The organism is Rhizobium sp. SVR5-2C, assembly GCF_056755115.1.
The window spans coordinates 63,335-78,779 of record NZ_JBNDHT010000002.1; the positions used below are offsets into that span (position 1 = coordinate 63,335).

14 protein-coding genes and 1 pseudogene are annotated in these 15,445 nt (G+C 59.5%); 3 read left to right on the forward strand and 12 right to left on the reverse strand.

Annotation, left to right across the window (positions count from 1 at the left end; genetic code table 11):
* Window positions 1-303: 303 nt before the first annotated feature.
* Together ACPYOI_RS01070 and ACPYOI_RS01075 are read right to left on the reverse strand one after the other, a co-directional pair.
* Window positions 304-861: an OsmC family protein gene (locus ACPYOI_RS01070; RefSeq protein ID WP_481422426.1), complete on the reverse strand. Its 558-nt coding sequence runs from the start codon at window positions 859-861 to the stop codon at window positions 304-306.
* Window positions 862-914: 53 nt separating this feature from the next.
* Window positions 915-2,075 carry an alkene reductase gene (locus tag ACPYOI_RS01075; RefSeq protein WP_481422427.1) on the reverse strand — a complete coding sequence of 387 codons (1,161 nt, stop codon included), beginning with the start codon at window positions 2,073-2,075 and terminating at the stop codon, window positions 915-917.
* Window positions 2,076-2,159: 84 nt separating this feature from the next.
* Here ACPYOI_RS01075 and ACPYOI_RS01080 point away from each other — a divergent pair, with 84 nt between their 5' ends.
* Window positions 2,160-2,537 carry a winged helix-turn-helix transcriptional regulator gene (locus tag ACPYOI_RS01080; RefSeq protein WP_481422428.1) on the forward strand — a complete coding sequence of 126 codons (378 nt, stop codon included), beginning with the start codon at window positions 2,160-2,162 and terminating at the stop codon, window positions 2,535-2,537.
* Window positions 2,538-2,919: 382 nt separating this feature from the next.
* Here the strand turns inward: ACPYOI_RS01080 and ACPYOI_RS01085 are convergent, their stop codons facing one another.
* From ACPYOI_RS01085 to ACPYOI_RS01105, 5 genes and pseudogenes are all read right to left on the reverse strand, one after another.
* On the reverse strand, window positions 2,920-3,522 hold the full coding sequence (locus tag ACPYOI_RS01085) for a TetR/AcrR family transcriptional regulator (protein WP_481422429.1): 603 nt from the start codon (window positions 3,520-3,522) through the stop codon (window positions 2,920-2,922).
* Between the two features lie 134 nt (window positions 3,523-3,656).
* Window positions 3,657-4,745 carry an enolase C-terminal domain-like protein gene (locus ACPYOI_RS01090; RefSeq protein ID WP_481422430.1) on the reverse strand — a complete coding sequence of 363 codons (1,089 nt, stop codon included), beginning with the start codon at window positions 4,743-4,745 and terminating at the stop codon, window positions 3,657-3,659.
* Between the two features lie 29 nt (window positions 4,746-4,774).
* Window positions 4,775-5,065, reverse strand: coding sequence for a DUF1330 domain-containing protein (locus ACPYOI_RS01095; protein ID WP_481422431.1), 291 nt, complete (start codon window positions 5,063-5,065; stop codon window positions 4,775-4,777).
* A 1,344-nt stretch (window positions 5,066-6,409) separates the two neighbouring features.
* A complete protein-coding gene (locus ACPYOI_RS01100; protein WP_481422432.1) occupies window positions 6,410-7,279 on the reverse strand; it encodes a class II fructose-bisphosphate aldolase in 870 nt (289 codons plus the stop codon).
* A 271-nt stretch (window positions 7,280-7,550) separates the two neighbouring features.
* Window positions 7,551-7,981 (reverse strand): annotated as a pseudogene (locus tag ACPYOI_RS01105) (DDE-type integrase/transposase/recombinase); the annotation flags it as partial.
* A 255-nt stretch (window positions 7,982-8,236) separates the two neighbouring features.
* On the opposite strand from ACPYOI_RS01105, the gene ACPYOI_RS01110 reads away from it, so the two are divergent.
* Window positions 8,237-8,389 carry a hypothetical protein gene (locus ACPYOI_RS01110; RefSeq protein WP_481422433.1) on the forward strand — a complete coding sequence of 51 codons (153 nt, stop codon included), beginning with the start codon at window positions 8,237-8,239 and terminating at the stop codon, window positions 8,387-8,389.
* A gap of 464 nt (window positions 8,390-8,853) precedes the next feature.
* On the opposite strand, the gene ACPYOI_RS01115 is transcribed toward ACPYOI_RS01110, so the two are convergent.
* Window positions 8,854-9,798 carry a sugar kinase gene (locus ACPYOI_RS01115; protein ID WP_481422434.1) on the reverse strand — a complete coding sequence of 315 codons (945 nt, stop codon included), beginning with the start codon at window positions 9,796-9,798 and terminating at the stop codon, window positions 8,854-8,856.
* Between the two features lie 169 nt (window positions 9,799-9,967).
* Here ACPYOI_RS01115 and ACPYOI_RS01120 point away from each other — a divergent pair, with 169 nt between their 5' ends.
* Window positions 9,968-10,765, forward strand: a complete 798-nt coding sequence (locus tag ACPYOI_RS01120; RefSeq protein WP_168834088.1) for a DeoR/GlpR family DNA-binding transcription regulator — start codon at window positions 9,968-9,970, stop codon at window positions 10,763-10,765.
* Between the two features lie 16 nt (window positions 10,766-10,781).
* Here ACPYOI_RS01120 and ACPYOI_RS01125 read toward each other — a convergent pair whose 3' ends face one another.
* Genes ACPYOI_RS01125 through ACPYOI_RS01140 form a run of 4 tightly spaced genes read right to left on the reverse strand, consistent with a single transcriptional unit; the run spans window position 10,782 to window position 15,438 of the window.
* Window positions 10,782-12,026, reverse strand: a complete 1,245-nt coding sequence (locus ACPYOI_RS01125; protein WP_481422435.1) for a Gfo/Idh/MocA family protein — start codon at window positions 12,024-12,026, stop codon at window positions 10,782-10,784.
* Between the two features lie 29 nt (window positions 12,027-12,055).
* Window positions 12,056-12,931: an ABC transporter permease gene (locus ACPYOI_RS01130; protein WP_481422436.1), complete on the reverse strand. Its 876-nt coding sequence runs from the start codon at window positions 12,929-12,931 to the stop codon at window positions 12,056-12,058.
* Window positions 12,928-13,869 (reverse strand): ABC transporter permease, encoded by a 942-nt coding sequence (locus ACPYOI_RS01135; protein WP_168834085.1) that lies wholly within the window; start codon window positions 13,867-13,869, stop codon window positions 12,928-12,930. Before ACPYOI_RS01135 ends, ACPYOI_RS01130 begins: the two co-directional genes overlap by 4 nt.
* Window positions 13,870-13,929: 60 nt before the next feature.
* A complete protein-coding gene (locus tag ACPYOI_RS01140; RefSeq protein WP_481422438.1) occupies window positions 13,930-15,438 on the reverse strand; it encodes an ABC transporter substrate-binding protein in 1,509 nt (502 codons plus the stop codon).
* Window positions 15,439-15,445 lie beyond the last annotated feature (7 nt).

Consider the following 15,445-nt stretch of genomic DNA (forward strand, 5'->3'; position numbering starts at 1 on the left):
GGGAACGGTGTTGCCAAAGACATCGATTCCGTTCGCAAGGCCATCGAGTTGTCATGGTCAAGCGGCGAGGTCGAGGCTCAGATCAACAAGTTGAAGCTTGTGAAAAGGCAAATGTACGGACGGGCGAAAATTGATCTCCTCGAAGCCCGCCTTGTCGGACTGTCGTGATAGAACGTCATCGAAAATGCGTCTGACCAAGGGTTGACAGTCTACAACGGGATCTTGCGACGGATGCCAAGCGACAGAGGCTTACCTCTGCGGTGGAGGGGTATTACAGCGGAGGTCTCCCTCCGCTGGGATACTTCAGACAAGACGTGTCGTTATCTTGACCGGATTGGCAAGGGTATCATGAATGGGGGAGCTATTCGGCAACTCGCGAACCAGTTCTTCGAGTTGTGCCCTGCTTGCCGTTTCGCTGGTGACCATGACGTCGACTTTTATTGCCTGGGCGCCTTTGCGCACCGAACTGTCGAGGCCAAGGAAGCCGTTGAGATCGATATCGAAGCCGAGGTCAAGCTCGAGCCCGTTCAGGTCTATCCCCTTGCTGGCGGCCATCGAGGCAAGAGTCACCGTATAGCAACCCGCCAGTGCATGGAGGACATATTCCGCGGGACTCGCGCCGGTATCGGTGCCAAGGAGCACTACCGGCTCGTCGCTGATGAGAGCAAACTTGCCATCGCGTGTGTCGTCCGCTTGACCGTTTTGTATCAGCGGCCCTGTGTGCGAGGCGAGAGCAAGACCGCCATTCGCCTTCCCTTTGATTTTGAATGTGACTTTGCCGAGCGACGGCTGCTTGCGAACCGCCTCCTGCGTTTCGCGGATTGAGTTGATGTTGGCGAAGGGCTTCTTCGTTGCTGTCAATTGAGCCTCCTTAAAGATTTGCGTGCCGCGGGTGGGCGCCTGATCTGCCGCGATCAGGCCGCGCCGCGCGCAGCGCTGCCGATGGGATATTCTGGGAAGTCTGTGTAACCCACTTCCTCGCGTCGAGTGTAATAAGTTGATGGGTCCGCTTCAGCCAAGGGCCAGCCGTGCTTGAGACGCGCAGCAAGGTCCGGGTTTGCGATATATGGTCTGCCGAAGGCGATCAGGTCCGCTAACCCGGTGTCGAGGGCAGCCTGAGCGCTCTCGCGGCTGGTGAAACCGCCGCACCAGATGATTGCGCCAGGAAACGCCGCCCGAACCTTGGTAAGCAGAACATGGTCGATGTGGTGTTTCTTGAACTCGGCGCTCTCCATGTTTCCCGCAGGCATCAGCTCGTAGACGAGATGCATATATGCGACACCGCGGCGACCCAATTGCTCGGAAACGTACAGCAACGTTTCTTCGACAAGCGGGTCCGCCGGCATAGAGTTGAACCTGCCGAACGGAGACAGGCGGACGCCAACGCGCCCAGGACCCAGTTCACGCACCGCCGCGTCGACGACTTCCATCAGGAACCGCGTGCGATCTTCGACGCTACCGCCTCCGTAGCGATCGGTGCGCCTATTGAGCACCGAGTTCATAAACTGGTCGAATAGATAGCCGTTAGCTGCGTGGATTTCGACACCATCAAAACCTGCCTGCCGCGCGTTGGCAAAGGCCTGGGAAAAGGTGCCGACCAAGGCTGATACTTCATCCGTCCCGAGGCGCCTTGGAGTGCCGGCACGAACATAGCCCAACTTGCCATCCGCGTCGTGGGCAAACACATCCGAATGCTCAGCCCTTTCCTCGGTGGCGCCCCACGGGGCCTCGCCATTCGGCATGAGCGACGGATGCGCCATCCTGCCAACGTGCCATATCTGTGAAAATATCTTACCGCCTTTGCGATGAACTTCATCGGTCACGAGACGCCAGCCCTGCCGTTGGGCTTCCGTGTAGATGCCGGGCGTCAGAGCGTAGCCTTTGCTGGACGGAGAAACGTCGGTCGCCTCGGTCACGATCAGGCCGGCACTGGCCCGTTGCCCATAGTAGGTGGCCACCAGCTCATTGGGGACGTCGCCATCGGACGTCCGCGTGCGGGTCATGGGTGCCATGACAATGCGGTTCTTCAGCGGAACGGTGCCACCAAGCCATTGAGATTCGAACAGGTCCACCATAGATACTCCTTCGATTGTTGCTGATCGAAGGTTTACCTGTTGGCAGCCTTCCCGATCTACACACCGTTTGGTTAGTGGTGGCGAATGAAGATCATCAAGAGACTGCCGGGCTTGCCGGTCGAGCGCACGCTGGGTGTCCTCTCCGGGCGCTGGAAGGCGGTTATCCTCTATGTGCTGCTGGATGGTCAGCAACGCACCTCCGAGTTGGAAAAGCGCGTTGCGGGCATCTCGCAGAAGGTGTTGATCGAGCAACTGCGAGCGCTTGAGGAACATGGAATGGTGAGCCGCCAGCCCGTCGCCGGGGATCCTCAGGGGATCGAATACCTGCTCACTCCACTCGGCGAAAGCCTGCGGCCCATCTTGGATTCCCTCATCGAATGGGGATCCCATCACGCCAAGGAGCGCAATGAGGTAGATAGGCTTCTGCCATGTAATGCTGTTGTTCGAGATCGTACGACCTGACATCGGTAACTGCCAGGTGTGGATCTTACTGTCGATAGCAATAGACAGTGGGCAGTGAAGACTCGTGGATAGTTCGGCATCCCAGAGGAGGTCGCTACAGACCACGCAGGACGCTCTGGACGAGGAATTCCACGAAGCGGTGCTCGCGTTGTGTTGTAGTCGTCTCATGCGCCAGCTGGATGCCCAAGCTGCGCGGTCGGATCGACCGTTTCTTCAAATAGGATGAATCAGTTGCGCCTCTTTACTGGCCAGCGTCGAGGATCCCGGATGATCTCGTAATCGCACCCTCTGCGAAGCGAAGATGTCGTCGAGTTCATCCTCACCGACGGCGGCCGGTTCCGACCCGAGGAACTGGTGGCGATGGGCTAGAGCGAAGAGAAGATCATGGGTTAGGCTTCCAATCAATGCCGATAGCCGTCAGCGGCGGGCGCACGACATCCCACAAAACGACCTCGTCCGGACGTACTCGCGCCAGCACACGCAACCCGAGGAGAACCGCAAGCAGATGGCGGGCGTGTTCGACTGGCGAAGGTGTTGGGGGGATCTCGCCGGCCTCCTGCGCGGACGCAAGACAGCGCCGGAAGAACGCCTCGATCATCACGGTTTCCTCGGCGACACGCTGTTGTATCTCAGGATCCTCAGGCGTCGATTCCAAGGCTGTGTTGACAAGTAGGCAACCGCGATGCTGCTTGTCCGCAATCGAACGTTCGACAATCTCGTTGAAGAAGCTGGCGATGGCCGCGCGTGGCGGCATCGATGCCTCGAGAAAATGGATGCGAGGTCTGAGGGTGTGGTCGAGATAATGGTCGAGCGAGCGCAGGAAAATTCCACGCTTGTCGCCATAGGCCGCATAGATGCTGCTGTGTGTCAAACCGGTGCTCTGCGTCAGGTCGCGCGTCGAGGTCGCTTCGTAGCCCTTCGCCCAGAATGCATCGACGGCAGCCGTCAACACCTTGTCTTCGTCGAACTCTCTTGGTCGTGCCATCGCGTTGCGTCGCCTCCGCCTCTACTGTTGCAGATCCCCATTGCGGGCAACGCAGCCAAAATTCTTTCAATGCCGAAATAGAGCGATCGATCTATAATTTCAAGACGGGTTCTGTCGCGTGCATGCAGCAAGCATTAACTCAGCCGATAGCGTGCGACCGCCTCGGCATCCCATCGCAACCCATTGCCGGGGAGTTCGGAGGCGATTGCCATCCCGTCGACGATCCTCATCGGCTCTTGCAGAAGCGCCGCCGCCCAGTCGACATATTCAAGCCAATGCATTGTCGCGGTGCCAGCGAGAAGGTGAGCGCTAACCTCGGGAGACAGATGAGATGAAACCTCCCTGTTGTGAGCCGCCGCCAAGCCAGCGGCCACTCTCCAGCCGGTCACCCCGCCAATGCGGTCAAGATCGAACATCAGATAGTCTGAGGCGATCGTCTCTAACGCCTCGGCGACGGACCGGACCCCGACACAGTTCTCACCGATCTGGATTGGCGTCTTCGACGTCGCGCACACCTGCGCCAAATGCATATAGTCATCATGGCGGATCGGTTCTTCGATCCAATAAATGCCTTCATCGTCAAGTGCCGGACAGCGTTGCATCGCGTCGGCGAAGGTGAGGGCCTGATTGAAGTCGACCATCAGGGCTACCTCACTCGGCAGACGCCCGCGTACCGCACGAACCGCCGCGAGGTCATCGGCAAAATTCGGTCGTCCGAGCCGCATTTTGACTGCCCGGAATCCACCCGCGAGCAATTCCTCTGCCTCGTCCGCCGCCTCCTGCGGACCGATCAGGCTGAGGCCGCAACTGTTGTAGGCCGGAACGGGGCGTTGTTCGGCCCCGAGCAGATCGGCAAGCGGCATGCCGGCCGCCACGGCGAGCGCGTCCCAGGCTGCGACATCGACTGTCGAAGCAACCATCGGCAACGGCCCGCCAAGGCCAATTAGCTTAAAATGCTGCGCGATTCTTTTCGACAGCGAATGGGGAGCGACCCTCTGGCCGGCGAGCACGGTTCCGAGATCCGTCACAACCGCTTGCATCGATCGAGCAATCACGTCCGTATAGCAAAAGCCATAGGCGTTGCCGGTGATCCCCTCCTGCGTGCTAAGCTCGACGATCAGCAGCGGTACTGTGGAAAAAATCTGCGAGCTGGTCCGAAGGGGGCGTTTCAATGGCACCGCTACCGGTGTGGCGGACAGGCTGCGGATAGTCAGACGGTGCATGGGGGTGCTCTTTCTAAAGCGCGCTGGTATCATCCCAGGAGCCGCGCCATGCGCGGGATGGTCGGCAACGCTGCGCTCTGGTCGATTGCGTGGCTACGCAATCCTACGGCAACGGAATGATCGTCTGAGAGGTGTTCGACCGTTTCGAAATTCGGACACTCTGCGATCACGACGTGCGGTCGGTCATGCGGTCCGTCGAGAACAATGGTCTTACCGCCGCAGCCGCCGAATCTTGCAAGCATGGCAGGCGACTGCCGCGCGCAGTGCTGAAATGCCTCCCGGTCGCGAATGAGACCCCGAACGAAGAAACAGGCGGACATATTCTCACTCCTTGGGAGGTGATGCTCACTGGGAACAGAATGCCGGCCGGACGCTCGTCCCGCCAGGTTTTATGCAACGCTCCGAGCTGACGTCGCCTGGGGGCTGCGCATCGCTGGAGGGCGGAGGCATACCTTCCTTTGGGAAGCTATCGAGATGGATCAACCGCTCTCATAAGTATATGGATCGATCGCTCCATATTTGCAAGCATATTTGATTCGCATAGACACCCGGCAGTTTAGCGCAGGACCGGCCCGTTGTGACGGGTGCGTGGAGTTCCTTGGCCACAAACTGGGTAGATATTCTGATCACCATCGCCAACTCCCCACCCCTCAAGATGATCCGCCGCTAGGCAAGTCCCCGGGCATGCAGATCTACCCGCGTTATCGCGTGAGCCGGATAGAGGGTGGTCTGAACGTCGGTTGCTCTCGGGTGGAAGCCAATCTCCCCATGAGATGTCATCCAAATTGCTGGGACTGCTCAGCGTCTGCCAGTGGACGAAATGCTTAACAAAAGACAATCCCGCTTTGTCGAGCTGGTGGCCGTTACATGCAGGCTCTGCACGTGCGCGTTCCTATGCCGCGATTGCTAACGGGAAAGGAACGATTGTGCAGAGGCTGGCTCGCTGGCTGTTGATGTGTCACGACAGGATCGGTAATTCTGAAATTGCTCTTCCCATGAGTTCTTATCGCTCATGATCGGTGTTCGGCGGGCCGGATTAACGACAGCACTGCACCTTCTTGAAGGAGAGCTACTCGTTAGGTCGCAACGCGGCACCTTTTTCGGTTGGGAGCGGCCATCGAGGGATATCCTGCGAACTTCAATGGCGATGGGCTTCTTCCTGATTGTGTCGGCTGTTCCCTGAGGATAACGAATGACATAAACCAATGTCCGCAATTGGTGTGCGAAGCGGCCACGAACTCCCGTCGGCTGGTGGCATCTGTTACCGAATTCCGGACTTTGCCCGTCTCGAGGAATCTCCGTCAGCCTCCCAAAATTCGCTTTGACCTCTCCACCGGGAAACTTCCGACAAGCGTAAGCCCCACCGCCCGACGATAGCGAGCGGCACCGTCATTACCTCGCAAACCTCGGTATCGCCGCCACCGGATGCGGCGAAGCAAGCGTCCCACAGCGTCCGCAACCTGGGTTGAGCAACCGTCTCGTAGCGAGTCAATTCGTTCACCCGCACCTCCGTCACCCAGTAGGTCACCGCCCGGTCTATTCGACCGCCATCACGTTCCCCGAGGAAACGAGGCAGGCTCGCGAGTCGCGATAAGCCAAGGGACCGTCTCGACCGGGCGCCAATAAGCGCACGCGCCTGATCCCGCCTTCATATGCCAAGGCCCCTACGGCATCTTATTGAAGAGCTTCAGCCTCGACCGCACGACCTCCTGCACCGAGGAAACCGCAACCGGCAAGATCTTGTAGGGGACCACTTCGGACTTCTCCTTCGCCAGCCCTTCCTCGAGGCCGCGCCGCCAGGCGATGCGCAGCTCCGTGTTGATATGCACGATGTTGATGCCGGCATCGATCGACTGCTTCAGGTCGGCATCCGCCGTCCCCGATCCGCCATGCAGCGTCAGGAAGACTTCGGTCGCCGCCTTGATTTCCCGGATGCGGTCGATCCTCAGATGCTTCTTGGTTTCGCCCTCCACCATGCTCTGCACCATGCCATGGGCGTTGCCGACTGCCGGCGCGAGAACATCAATCCCCGTCGCCTCGACGAATTGCCTCGCTTCCGCCGGCGTCGTCAGGATCGGGTCGTGCGTGTTGATTCGCTCGTGAATTTCCGACCCCGTTCCGATATCGCCGATCTCTCCCTCGATCAGGATCGCCGGGTTTATGGACTTCAGCTCCTCGATCGCCTTTCTCGTCCTCCTGATATTCTCTTCGACCGGTAGGGCGGAGAGATCGAAGACGACGGAATCGAACCCGGCCTTCGCCGCCTCCAGCGCGCTCTCCAGCGAATGCGTGTGATCGGCATTGAGATATATCGGCCAGTCGAACTCTTCCCTGAGGCTTTTCACCACAGCGGCAAGCTCCCTCGTCCCGAAAAATTTCCGCTCCCCTTCCGACGCACCGATGATGACAGGTACCTTGACCTCCTGGGCGGCGCCGAAGACCGCCTTGACGAGCGTGAAGTCGGAGACATTGAAATGCCCGATCGCCACACGATCGGCTTCGGCCTTCTGAAGGATTTCCCGAAAAGTTTTCATGAACGCTCCATTGCTAATGATAGATCACCGGCATCAAACAAATGTCGCCACAGCCGTCTGGCACCTTCTGGCAAAGCCCCGGCCAAGCAGTTCCAGGTCGATTCCATGCTTATCAAATTCATGACAGAAGATACCACGAATGATCGCCTATCGAGTGAAACTTCTTCAGAGACATATGCAGAACACCGAATGAGCACGGACTTTAGTGGCAAGCTGGACGGCATTGTAAAGTTAACGGCGATGGGGTGAGCCCGGCGCGGACGCCCCGCGGTCAAGCGAGCGCAAGCTGAGCGATCTCGTTCCACATCTGCATTGCTGCGGTCCGCAGTTCGCGATGATCGTTTGAGCCAATGTCATGCCGAGGAATGTGAAAGAGATTGGCAATCGGGTCGTGGATCGAGACGAAGCGCTGGAGCTGCCTGCGTGACTTGAAGCGCTTCATAGTCCGCTCACGCCTTCGCGTTAGTTGGTGGGAGTTTTCGGCCCGGTTGTTGAGCCCCTTGTGCGAACGATGCTCGACGCCGGCGACGGAGTTGCTTTGCGTAAGCCGGCCCGAATTTCCGGCCCCATCGCCGGATCGTTTCATACGAGACGATGATCCCGCTCCAGCAGCAGCTCCTCCACCAGCCGCAGGCTCAAAGGAAATCTGAAATACAGCCAGACCGCATGAGCGATGATCTGTTGTGGGAAACGGTGACGCTTCTAGCTGATGGACGAATTCTTCATCCCACCAGTTCTATGCACTACCCGCTGACATCTGGTTTATGTGACATCGCCGCCCGCCATGCTCGGTCGCGGACGAGCCCCTCTTCCGTTAAGGAGTGGGCACACTTAAGTATGCGCGGCGGCTTTGAAACCCGCGCGGAGCGAGATCGTTAGGCATTGCTCGCCAGGCGTTAGCCAATGGTAAGCAGCAGCAGCGCGAGAGGAGTTTCTCGCAAGCTAAGGATAAGTGGAATGAACAACGAAAATCGCATCAAGCTGTTGAAAGATCACCGGCAGCTCGCTCAGTCAAAGATCGACCAGATTTCGGATAATCAGGATCTGCGTGAACGCTACCTCCAACGGATCGCCGAACTTGATGCTGAAATACGGGCTCTGCAGTTCTGAGTATCAGGCCCATTGGACATCAGAGGGCAGGCAATATCGGCTCATGCAGAGTTGGAGATTGCTCAACACTATCCCCGGCGCTGTTCCTGCCCAGCATGTTCAGTGCCTTCGGCACCTTCCTAATGCGGCAATTCTTCATGCAGTTGCCGGTCGAGCTCGAGAAAGCGGCGCGGCTTGACGGGGCCCTGGCAGATCTATTGCAAGATCACGCTGCCGCTGGCCGCGTCGGGCATGCTGAGTCGCGATCTGGTCTGGAACGACCTGATGTCGCCGCTGGTGGTCAATACCGACCCGGAGAAGATGCCGCCCTCAGCCGGCTTCGCCAATCTCAAAGGCGAATATCTCACCGACTATCCGGTGCTGATGGCCATCGCGCCTCTGATCGTCGCATTCCTCATCTTTCATGACGCAGTCGATCCGGGGCATTGCCACCACGGACAGCAAAGACTGAAGGATTGGGGGGCTTACCTGCCCGCCAAGCCGGCCAGGAAATGGACAAGCTCGGCATGCGACGACCCGCCTTCCATCGGCCCTTTGCGGGTCACCGCAAGGGCGCCAGCCGCGCAGGCGAGGCGGAGGTTTTCAGCCGGCGCAAGCCCGCGCAGCCATCCGGCGACGAAGGTTGCGCCAAAGATATCGCCTGCGCCGGTGGGGTCGAGTTCCGCCACTGGAAAAGCCGGCTGGATGATGTCGGTGCCGGCGTCCACATATCGGGCGCCGTGCGCCCCTTCCTTGTGAACGATCGCACTGACGCCGCGGTCCAGCAGATCGCGGATGGCGGTGGCGCAGTCCGGCCGATCGGAGAACAAGTGAAGCTCCGCGCCGCTCGGCAAGAACAAGTCGGTCGCTGCAATGACGCGGTCCATGGCGGCACGTAGGCCGGGGGCATCCAGCATCTCCTTGCGGATGTTCGGATCGAACGACACCGTCCCGCCCCTTCGCTTCATCTCGTCCATCGCCTCCAGAACCGCCGCGGCGACAGGCCCCGCGCCGAGCGAAGAGCCGACGACATGAAGGTGGCCGGCCGCCGCGATCGCCGCGGTCGCCGCCGCATCGATGCGGATATGCCGGTTGGCACTGTCGCGAATGTTGAAGACGAAGTCCCGGGCGCCATCCTTTCGATAGCGGACGAAGGCGCTGCCGGTCGTTGCGCCAGGATGGACGGCTACGGCGGAGATATCGACGCCGTCTCGGCGCAGGCGCTCGATCGTCATCCAGCCGAAATCGTCATCCCCGATTGCGCCAACGATCGCGGCTGGGGCGCCAAGTCGCGCCACCTGATCGATGAAGATTGCCGGCGCACCGGACGGGAATGGTCCGATGAGTTCGATGGGTTCGCGAAAGCCGTCACCGGCCCGAACAGCCATGATCTCCACAAGTATCTCGCCGACGGTAATAATGGATTGCACCAGGATTCTCCTTCGAAAATAAAGCTCGGTTCGCCCTCCTGGCATGTGAGGTCACGGGGGGCTGTCGCACCTGGCGGCGTCAAAATCAATCACCGTTTGATTGACTTCTGATTACTCGCCGTTCATGTGGGTGCACGGGAGTGCACTTTCAGACCCAGTGACGGAGATCATGTCGCAGACCGAAGGACTTAAGGTAGACAGGTTGGATGCCATCCGTGGATATCTCTATGCCCATGGTTTTTCAACCGTACAGGCGTTGGCCGACGCAGTCGGCGCTTCGCTTGCTACAATTCGGCGCGATCTCCAATACCTCGAGCGCAAAGGTGCAATCGACCGCGTGCATGGCGGAGCTCGCATCGCCGAGGGTTCGTCGGTGGAAGTCGCCTTCCAGGAGAGGGCCAAGCGCAACCTCGCTGCCAAGCGGGCGATCGCCCGCACCGCTTACGAGCTGGTGGTCCCACATACCACGATTTTCCTCGATGCAGGTACCACGGTGCTGCAGCTCGCGCGGCTGATCCGCCTCAACCCGCTGCCGCTTCGGATCTTCACCAACGGCCTCAGCGTCGCACAGGAGCTTCTGAACGTTCCCAATCTCAGCGTCTCTGTTTTGGGCGGGCAGTTGCGCAGTGAAAACGTCTCACTGGTCGGGCCCGAAGCCGAGGCCATGCTTGAGAGCTTATGGTTTGATCAGCTTTTCCTTGGGGTGAGCGCCATCGCAACCGACGGAGCGCTTTACAGCGTCGATAGCGCCGAAGCCAACCTCAACCGTCGCATGCTGACGCGCTCGGCCGCCTCTTATCTCCTTGCTGATTCCAGCAAGTTTGGCACAACCGCAACCTACAAGGTGGCGCCGCTCAGTTCCGCCCGCGTGATCGCCGACTGGCGGCTCGACTCCGATTGGCGAGCCCGCCTGGCCGAGATGGGCGTCGAAGTCACCCTGGCGGAAGCTGGCCTGTCCGACGAGTGAAGGCAGGACCAACCGTCTAGCTCTTTTGTCGTGCAACGGTCGGAATGAAGGTCTCTATCTCCGGGCACGGGAACCTGATCGTCTCGCCTCGTTCGGCGGAAAGATAGAGGCCCATCAGCATTTCGATGACCGCCAGACCGTCGTGGAACGTCTCGAGCGGAACGGTTCCTTTGCGGAAACATTCGACCATGTGACGGTTCTCATCGGTATAGCCGTAGATACCGGCCTCGTCCTCGAGAACGGGCATCAGACCCTGTTCGGCATTCTGCTTTTCGACGAGATCTTCGCCTTCCGCGCCGCGTACCTCTCGCGACATGAAGATTTTCAATCCGGTGTTCAGAGAATTGAACTCAAGAGCATATTCGGGACCGAGAAGTTCAAGTTGGATACGCAGTCCTGCACCGACATAGGCCCATGATGTCGTCGCTTCGATGATGAGTTCGTTGCCTTCCTCGTCCTCCAGCAGGATTGTGCCGCGTGCAAAATCCTCGGAGGGGCGGCTCCGGTAGTCGACGGCCGCGCCGAACCTGATCTTGAGCTGATCGGCGTAGGAGGGCCGGTTCCACTTCAGAGTCGCGATCGTGCCGTTGACGGACTTGATCCTGAGGGAGCTGCGCGGTTTATCGGGTGCGGTCAGCATGTGACGGGCGACCTCGACGCTGTGGCACATCATGTCCGACAGGACACCGCCGCCCTGCTGGTCGCCTTGCCAGAACCATGGCTCGTGTGGACCGGAATGTTCTTCTGTCGCGCGAGCGAGATAGGGCCTACCCGTTGTCGAGGCGGCGCGGCGCCAGATAATCTCCTTGCCACGCAATATCGGCGTGCAAAAGACTTGGTTTTCGAGATAGCCATGGTTCAGCCGGGCAGCCTCGGCAAGCTCAAGCATCCTGCGGGCTTCCGCGACCGTGCGCGCCAACGGCTTCTCGCAGGCGACCGCGAAGATCCCGCTTCGCCCGCCGGTGACCTCATCGTGCAGAACCTGCATGATGTCAAGCCGCGTGTAGTTCGGCGACAAGATCCAGACCGCGTCGATGTCTTCGGCTCTAAAGAGAGCTTCAAGGCTTTCATAAGCCTTGCAATCGCCGACGCCGAGCTCGGCGACCCGGCCAGCGAATCGATCGCGTTTTTCCGCGGTGCGGCTGAAGACGCCCCTGACTTCGCAATTGCGGACGCCGATCAGCGACTTCAGGTGAAATTCGGCGATGAAGCCGCTTCCGACAAATCCGATGCGTAATGTTTCCTTCGGAAAATTCACCATGTCGCCCTCCAATAATTACATTTTCACGATCAATTCTCGCGGGGGTCCAATGCGTCGTTGAGCCCGTCGCCGAGGAGATTGAAACCCATGACCAGTGCGATGATGGCAAGGCCGGGCCAGACCGCCATCCAGGACGCTTGCGTCAGGAACTGTCGTGCGACATCCAGCATCGTTCCCCAGGAAGGATCCGGCGGTCGTTGGCCGAGGCCGAGGAATGCCAGGCTTGCCTCCGCCAGAACGGCAGTCGCCATGGTGATGGTCGCCTGCACCACGATCGGCGCCATTACGTTTGGCACCACATAGACCGCGATAATCTTGGTGTTTGATACGCCGAGCAGCCGGGCGGCGGCGATGTAATCCTCGTTCTTGACGGACAGGACCTGTCCCCGCGAGAGACGCACAAAGATCGGCATTGCCGAGATGCCGATGGCTATCATGGCGTTCTCAAGGCTCGCACCCAGGAAGGCTGCAAAAGCGATGGCCAGCACGAGGAACGGGCAGGCGAGAAGCGCATCGGTGCAGCGCGAGATCACGACGTCGATCCACCCGCCGAAATAGCCGGCGATGAGCCCGAGGGGCACACCGATAACAATTGCGATCACCACCGATACGATGCCGACGAGCAGTGAGGCGCGGGCTCCGAAGATTACCCGGGAAAGGATATCGCGCCCGAGATCGTCGGTGCCGAACCAGTGAAGCGCAGACGGCGCCTGACGGACGGCAATCCAGTTGGAGGTATTGGGACCATAAGGCGCGATCACAGGCGCCAAAATCGCCACGAGCACAAAAAACAAGACGATCGAGCCACCGATAATGGTGCCGGGATGGCTCAAGCACCGCAGTAACATCGATTTGCGGATGCCGGAGGCGGCGGGGACCGCGAGTGTGGATTCGGTCGAGCTCATCCGCGTAACCTCGGGCTCAAAATAACGTAGGCAATATCGGCAAGGAGGTTCATGAAGAGAAACATCGCGGCCGAGCAGAGAACGACGGCCTGAACCACCGCATAGTCACGGCTGAAGACACCGTCGACGACCATCTTGCCGAAGCCGGGTATGCCGAAGACCTGTTCCGTCAGCACAGCGCCGGACAGCAGTTCGCCAAGGTGTAGCGTGCTCATGGTCACGACCGGAATGAGGCCGTTTTTGAGCACATGACGGATGACGACGATGCGCTCTCGCAGGCCCTTTGCCCGGGCGGTTCTGACGTAATCCTGCTTCAGGACGAGGAGCACGGAGCTTCTCGTGTGGCGCATGACGATCGCGGCGGCCGCTGTTCCCAATACCATGCTCGGCATCAGCGTATAGCGCAGATTTTCCCAGGGGGATTCGAAGAAGGGGACGTAGCCTCCCGATGGCAGCCAGCCGAGCCGCACCGCAAAGAACAAAATTAGCATGATGCCAAGCCAGAAGCTCGGGACCGAGAGCCCGGCGAGGCCGAGGATGCTAACACCATAGTCGACAGCAGTGCCGCGCTTCAGCGCTGCAAAAACACCGGCCGGAATACCGATGACAAGCGCGATGAACATTGCCATCAAGGAAAGCTGGATCGTCACCGGCAGCTTCTCGACGATCATCTGACCGATAGGCAGGCGCGTGCGTATGGACAGGCCAAAATCGCCGTGGGCAATACCGCCGAGCCATTTGGCGTATTGAATGTATATGGGCTGGTCGAGACTGTATTTCTGACGCAGAAACTCGATCACCGCAGGATCACGCTCTTCGCCTGCAAGGGCGACGGCGGGGTCGCCCGGAAGCAGTTTGAGCAACCCGAAGACCAGAACCGAGACTAGAAGCAGCGTCGGTATTGCGATCGCAAGGCGCCGCAGAACGTAGAGAACCATGGTATCCTCTTGCTGTCGGCCAGCATAGACACGCTGGCCGACATGATAAAGTCGCTTAACCTACTTGGTCGGCTTTACGCCGGTCAGGCGGAGAATGCCGTCAGGATAGATCGTGATGCCTGCGACATCCGCCCGAGCAGCATAGAACCAGTTCGGGTGATAGAGAGGGATGGTCGGCAGATCTGACAAGTAGATATCAGCCGCCTGTTCATACAGCGCCTTGCGCTTCGCCTCGTCGGTTTCCTTGCGCGCAGCAAGGAGCGTCTCGTCCATCTTCGGGTTCTTGTAATGATTGACGTTCTGGCTGCCGTCGGAACCGAAGAAAGAGTAGAGGGTCGGATCCGGATCGGCGCGGCCGCTCCAGTTACCGATATAGGCCTGGAAGTTGCCGGCGAGATAGCGTTCGATCGCAGTCGTCGTTTCGAGCGGCAGCAGTTCTACCTGGAACCCTGCCTCGCTCGCGAGCGACTGAACGATCTGGGCAACGCGGCCGTCCGTCAGGGAATTCTCATAGGTGATCTGGAGCTTGGGCGCTTCGCCGCCAACTTCGGCGATCAAAGCCTTCGCCTTGTCGATATCGCGCGCCGGGATCGCATGCGACTTGCTGTAGAAGGCGCTGGAAGGCGGGATCATCTGATTGTCGGGAATGAACTCTCCGTTGAACGCGACCTGGTTGATGACGTTTCGGTCGAGCGAGAGTTCAAGGGCCTTGCGTAGGCGCGCATCCTTGCCGAGCGGCGTCTGGCCCTTCTCGTCGGCGCCGACACTGATCATGAGATGCGAGACGGCAAGACCAGGGGCGGTGTGCAGTGCGAGTTTGCTGTCGGCGCGGACGGAGGCAAGGTCGGTCGGCGCGATGCGCTCGGCGGCTTCGAGGTCGCCGGCCTGCAGGCGCGAGAGCCGGACAGTCGAATCCGGGATAATGAGATATTGCAGCTGATTATAGCCGATCTGACTGGCGTTCCAGTATCCCGGATATTTTTCGAAGGTGATCGAATCGCGCGCCTTGCGTTCCTTGAACTGGTAGGGGCCGGCGCATACGGGATGGGTGCTGAACTCACCTTCCTTTTTGGCAGCCGTCGGCGAAACCATCATGCCGGCGCGGTCGGTCAGAACCGCAAGCAGCGGCGCGAAGGGCTGGGTCAGCTTGAGCTTCACATGCGTCGCGTCGATGACATCCACGGAATCGACAGGCGCAAGCTCGGCCTTGCGCTTGGAATCCTTCATCGTCTTCATGCGTTCGATGTTGAACTTCACGGCCTCGGCGTCGAACGGCGTGCCATCCTGGAATGTGACGCCGGTTCGCAGCGTGAAGGTCATCTCCGTGCCGGCCTCGTTCAGCTTCCACTCCGTTGCCAGTTGCGGAACGATGTCGAGCTTCTCATTGATGTCGACGAGCTTGTCGCACAGGGCCGCAAAAACGATGCGGCCGGTATAGGTTCCTCCGATTGCCGGATCCAGGGAGTCCGGATCGTCCTGGAGCGCGACGCGCAAGGTGGCCGCATTCGCGACGCCGACCGAGGTCGCAAGCGCTGCCGCCGCGGCCAGCAGCTTCAATGAAATTCCCATCTGATCT

Bases quoted from the DNA above. Each gene is read 5' to 3' on its own strand.
- ACPYOI_RS01130 (WP_481422436.1), bottom strand. From the start codon at position 12,931: ATGAGCTCGACCGAATCCACACTCGCGGTCCCCGCCGCCTCCGGCATC.
- ACPYOI_RS01100 (WP_481422432.1), bottom strand. From the start codon at position 7,279: ATGAAAACTTTTCGGGAAATCCTTCAGAAGGCCGAAGCCGATCGTGTG.
- ACPYOI_RS01075 (WP_481422427.1), bottom strand. From the start codon at position 2,075: ATGGTGGACCTGTTCGAATCTCAATGGCTTGGTGGCACCGTTCCGCTG.
- ACPYOI_RS01080 (WP_481422428.1), top strand. From the start codon at position 2,160: ATGAAGATCATCAAGAGACTGCCGGGCTTGCCGGTCGAGCGCACGCTG.
- ACPYOI_RS01095 (WP_481422431.1), bottom strand. From the start codon at position 5,065: ATGTCCGCCTGTTTCTTCGTTCGGGGTCTCATTCGCGACCGGGAGGCA.
- ACPYOI_RS01125 (WP_481422435.1), bottom strand. From the start codon at position 12,026: ATGGTGAATTTTCCGAAGGAAACATTACGCATCGGATTTGTCGGAAGC.
- ACPYOI_RS01140 (WP_481422438.1), bottom strand. From the start codon at position 15,438: ATGGGAATTTCATTGAAGCTGCTGGCCGCGGCGGCAGCGCTTGCGACC.
- ACPYOI_RS01135 (WP_168834085.1), bottom strand. From the start codon at position 13,869: ATGGTTCTCTACGTTCTGCGGCGCCTTGCGATCGCAATACCGACGCTG.
- ACPYOI_RS01085 (WP_481422429.1), bottom strand. From the start codon at position 3,522: ATGGCACGACCAAGAGAGTTCGACGAAGACAAGGTGTTGACGGCTGCC.
- ACPYOI_RS01110 (WP_481422433.1), top strand. From the start codon at position 8,237: ATGAACAACGAAAATCGCATCAAGCTGTTGAAAGATCACCGGCAGCTC.
- ACPYOI_RS01120 (WP_168834088.1), top strand. From the start codon at position 9,968: ATGTCGCAGACCGAAGGACTTAAGGTAGACAGGTTGGATGCCATCCGT.
- ACPYOI_RS01090 (WP_481422430.1), bottom strand. From the start codon at position 4,745: ATGCACCGTCTGACTATCCGCAGCCTGTCCGCCACACCGGTAGCGGTG.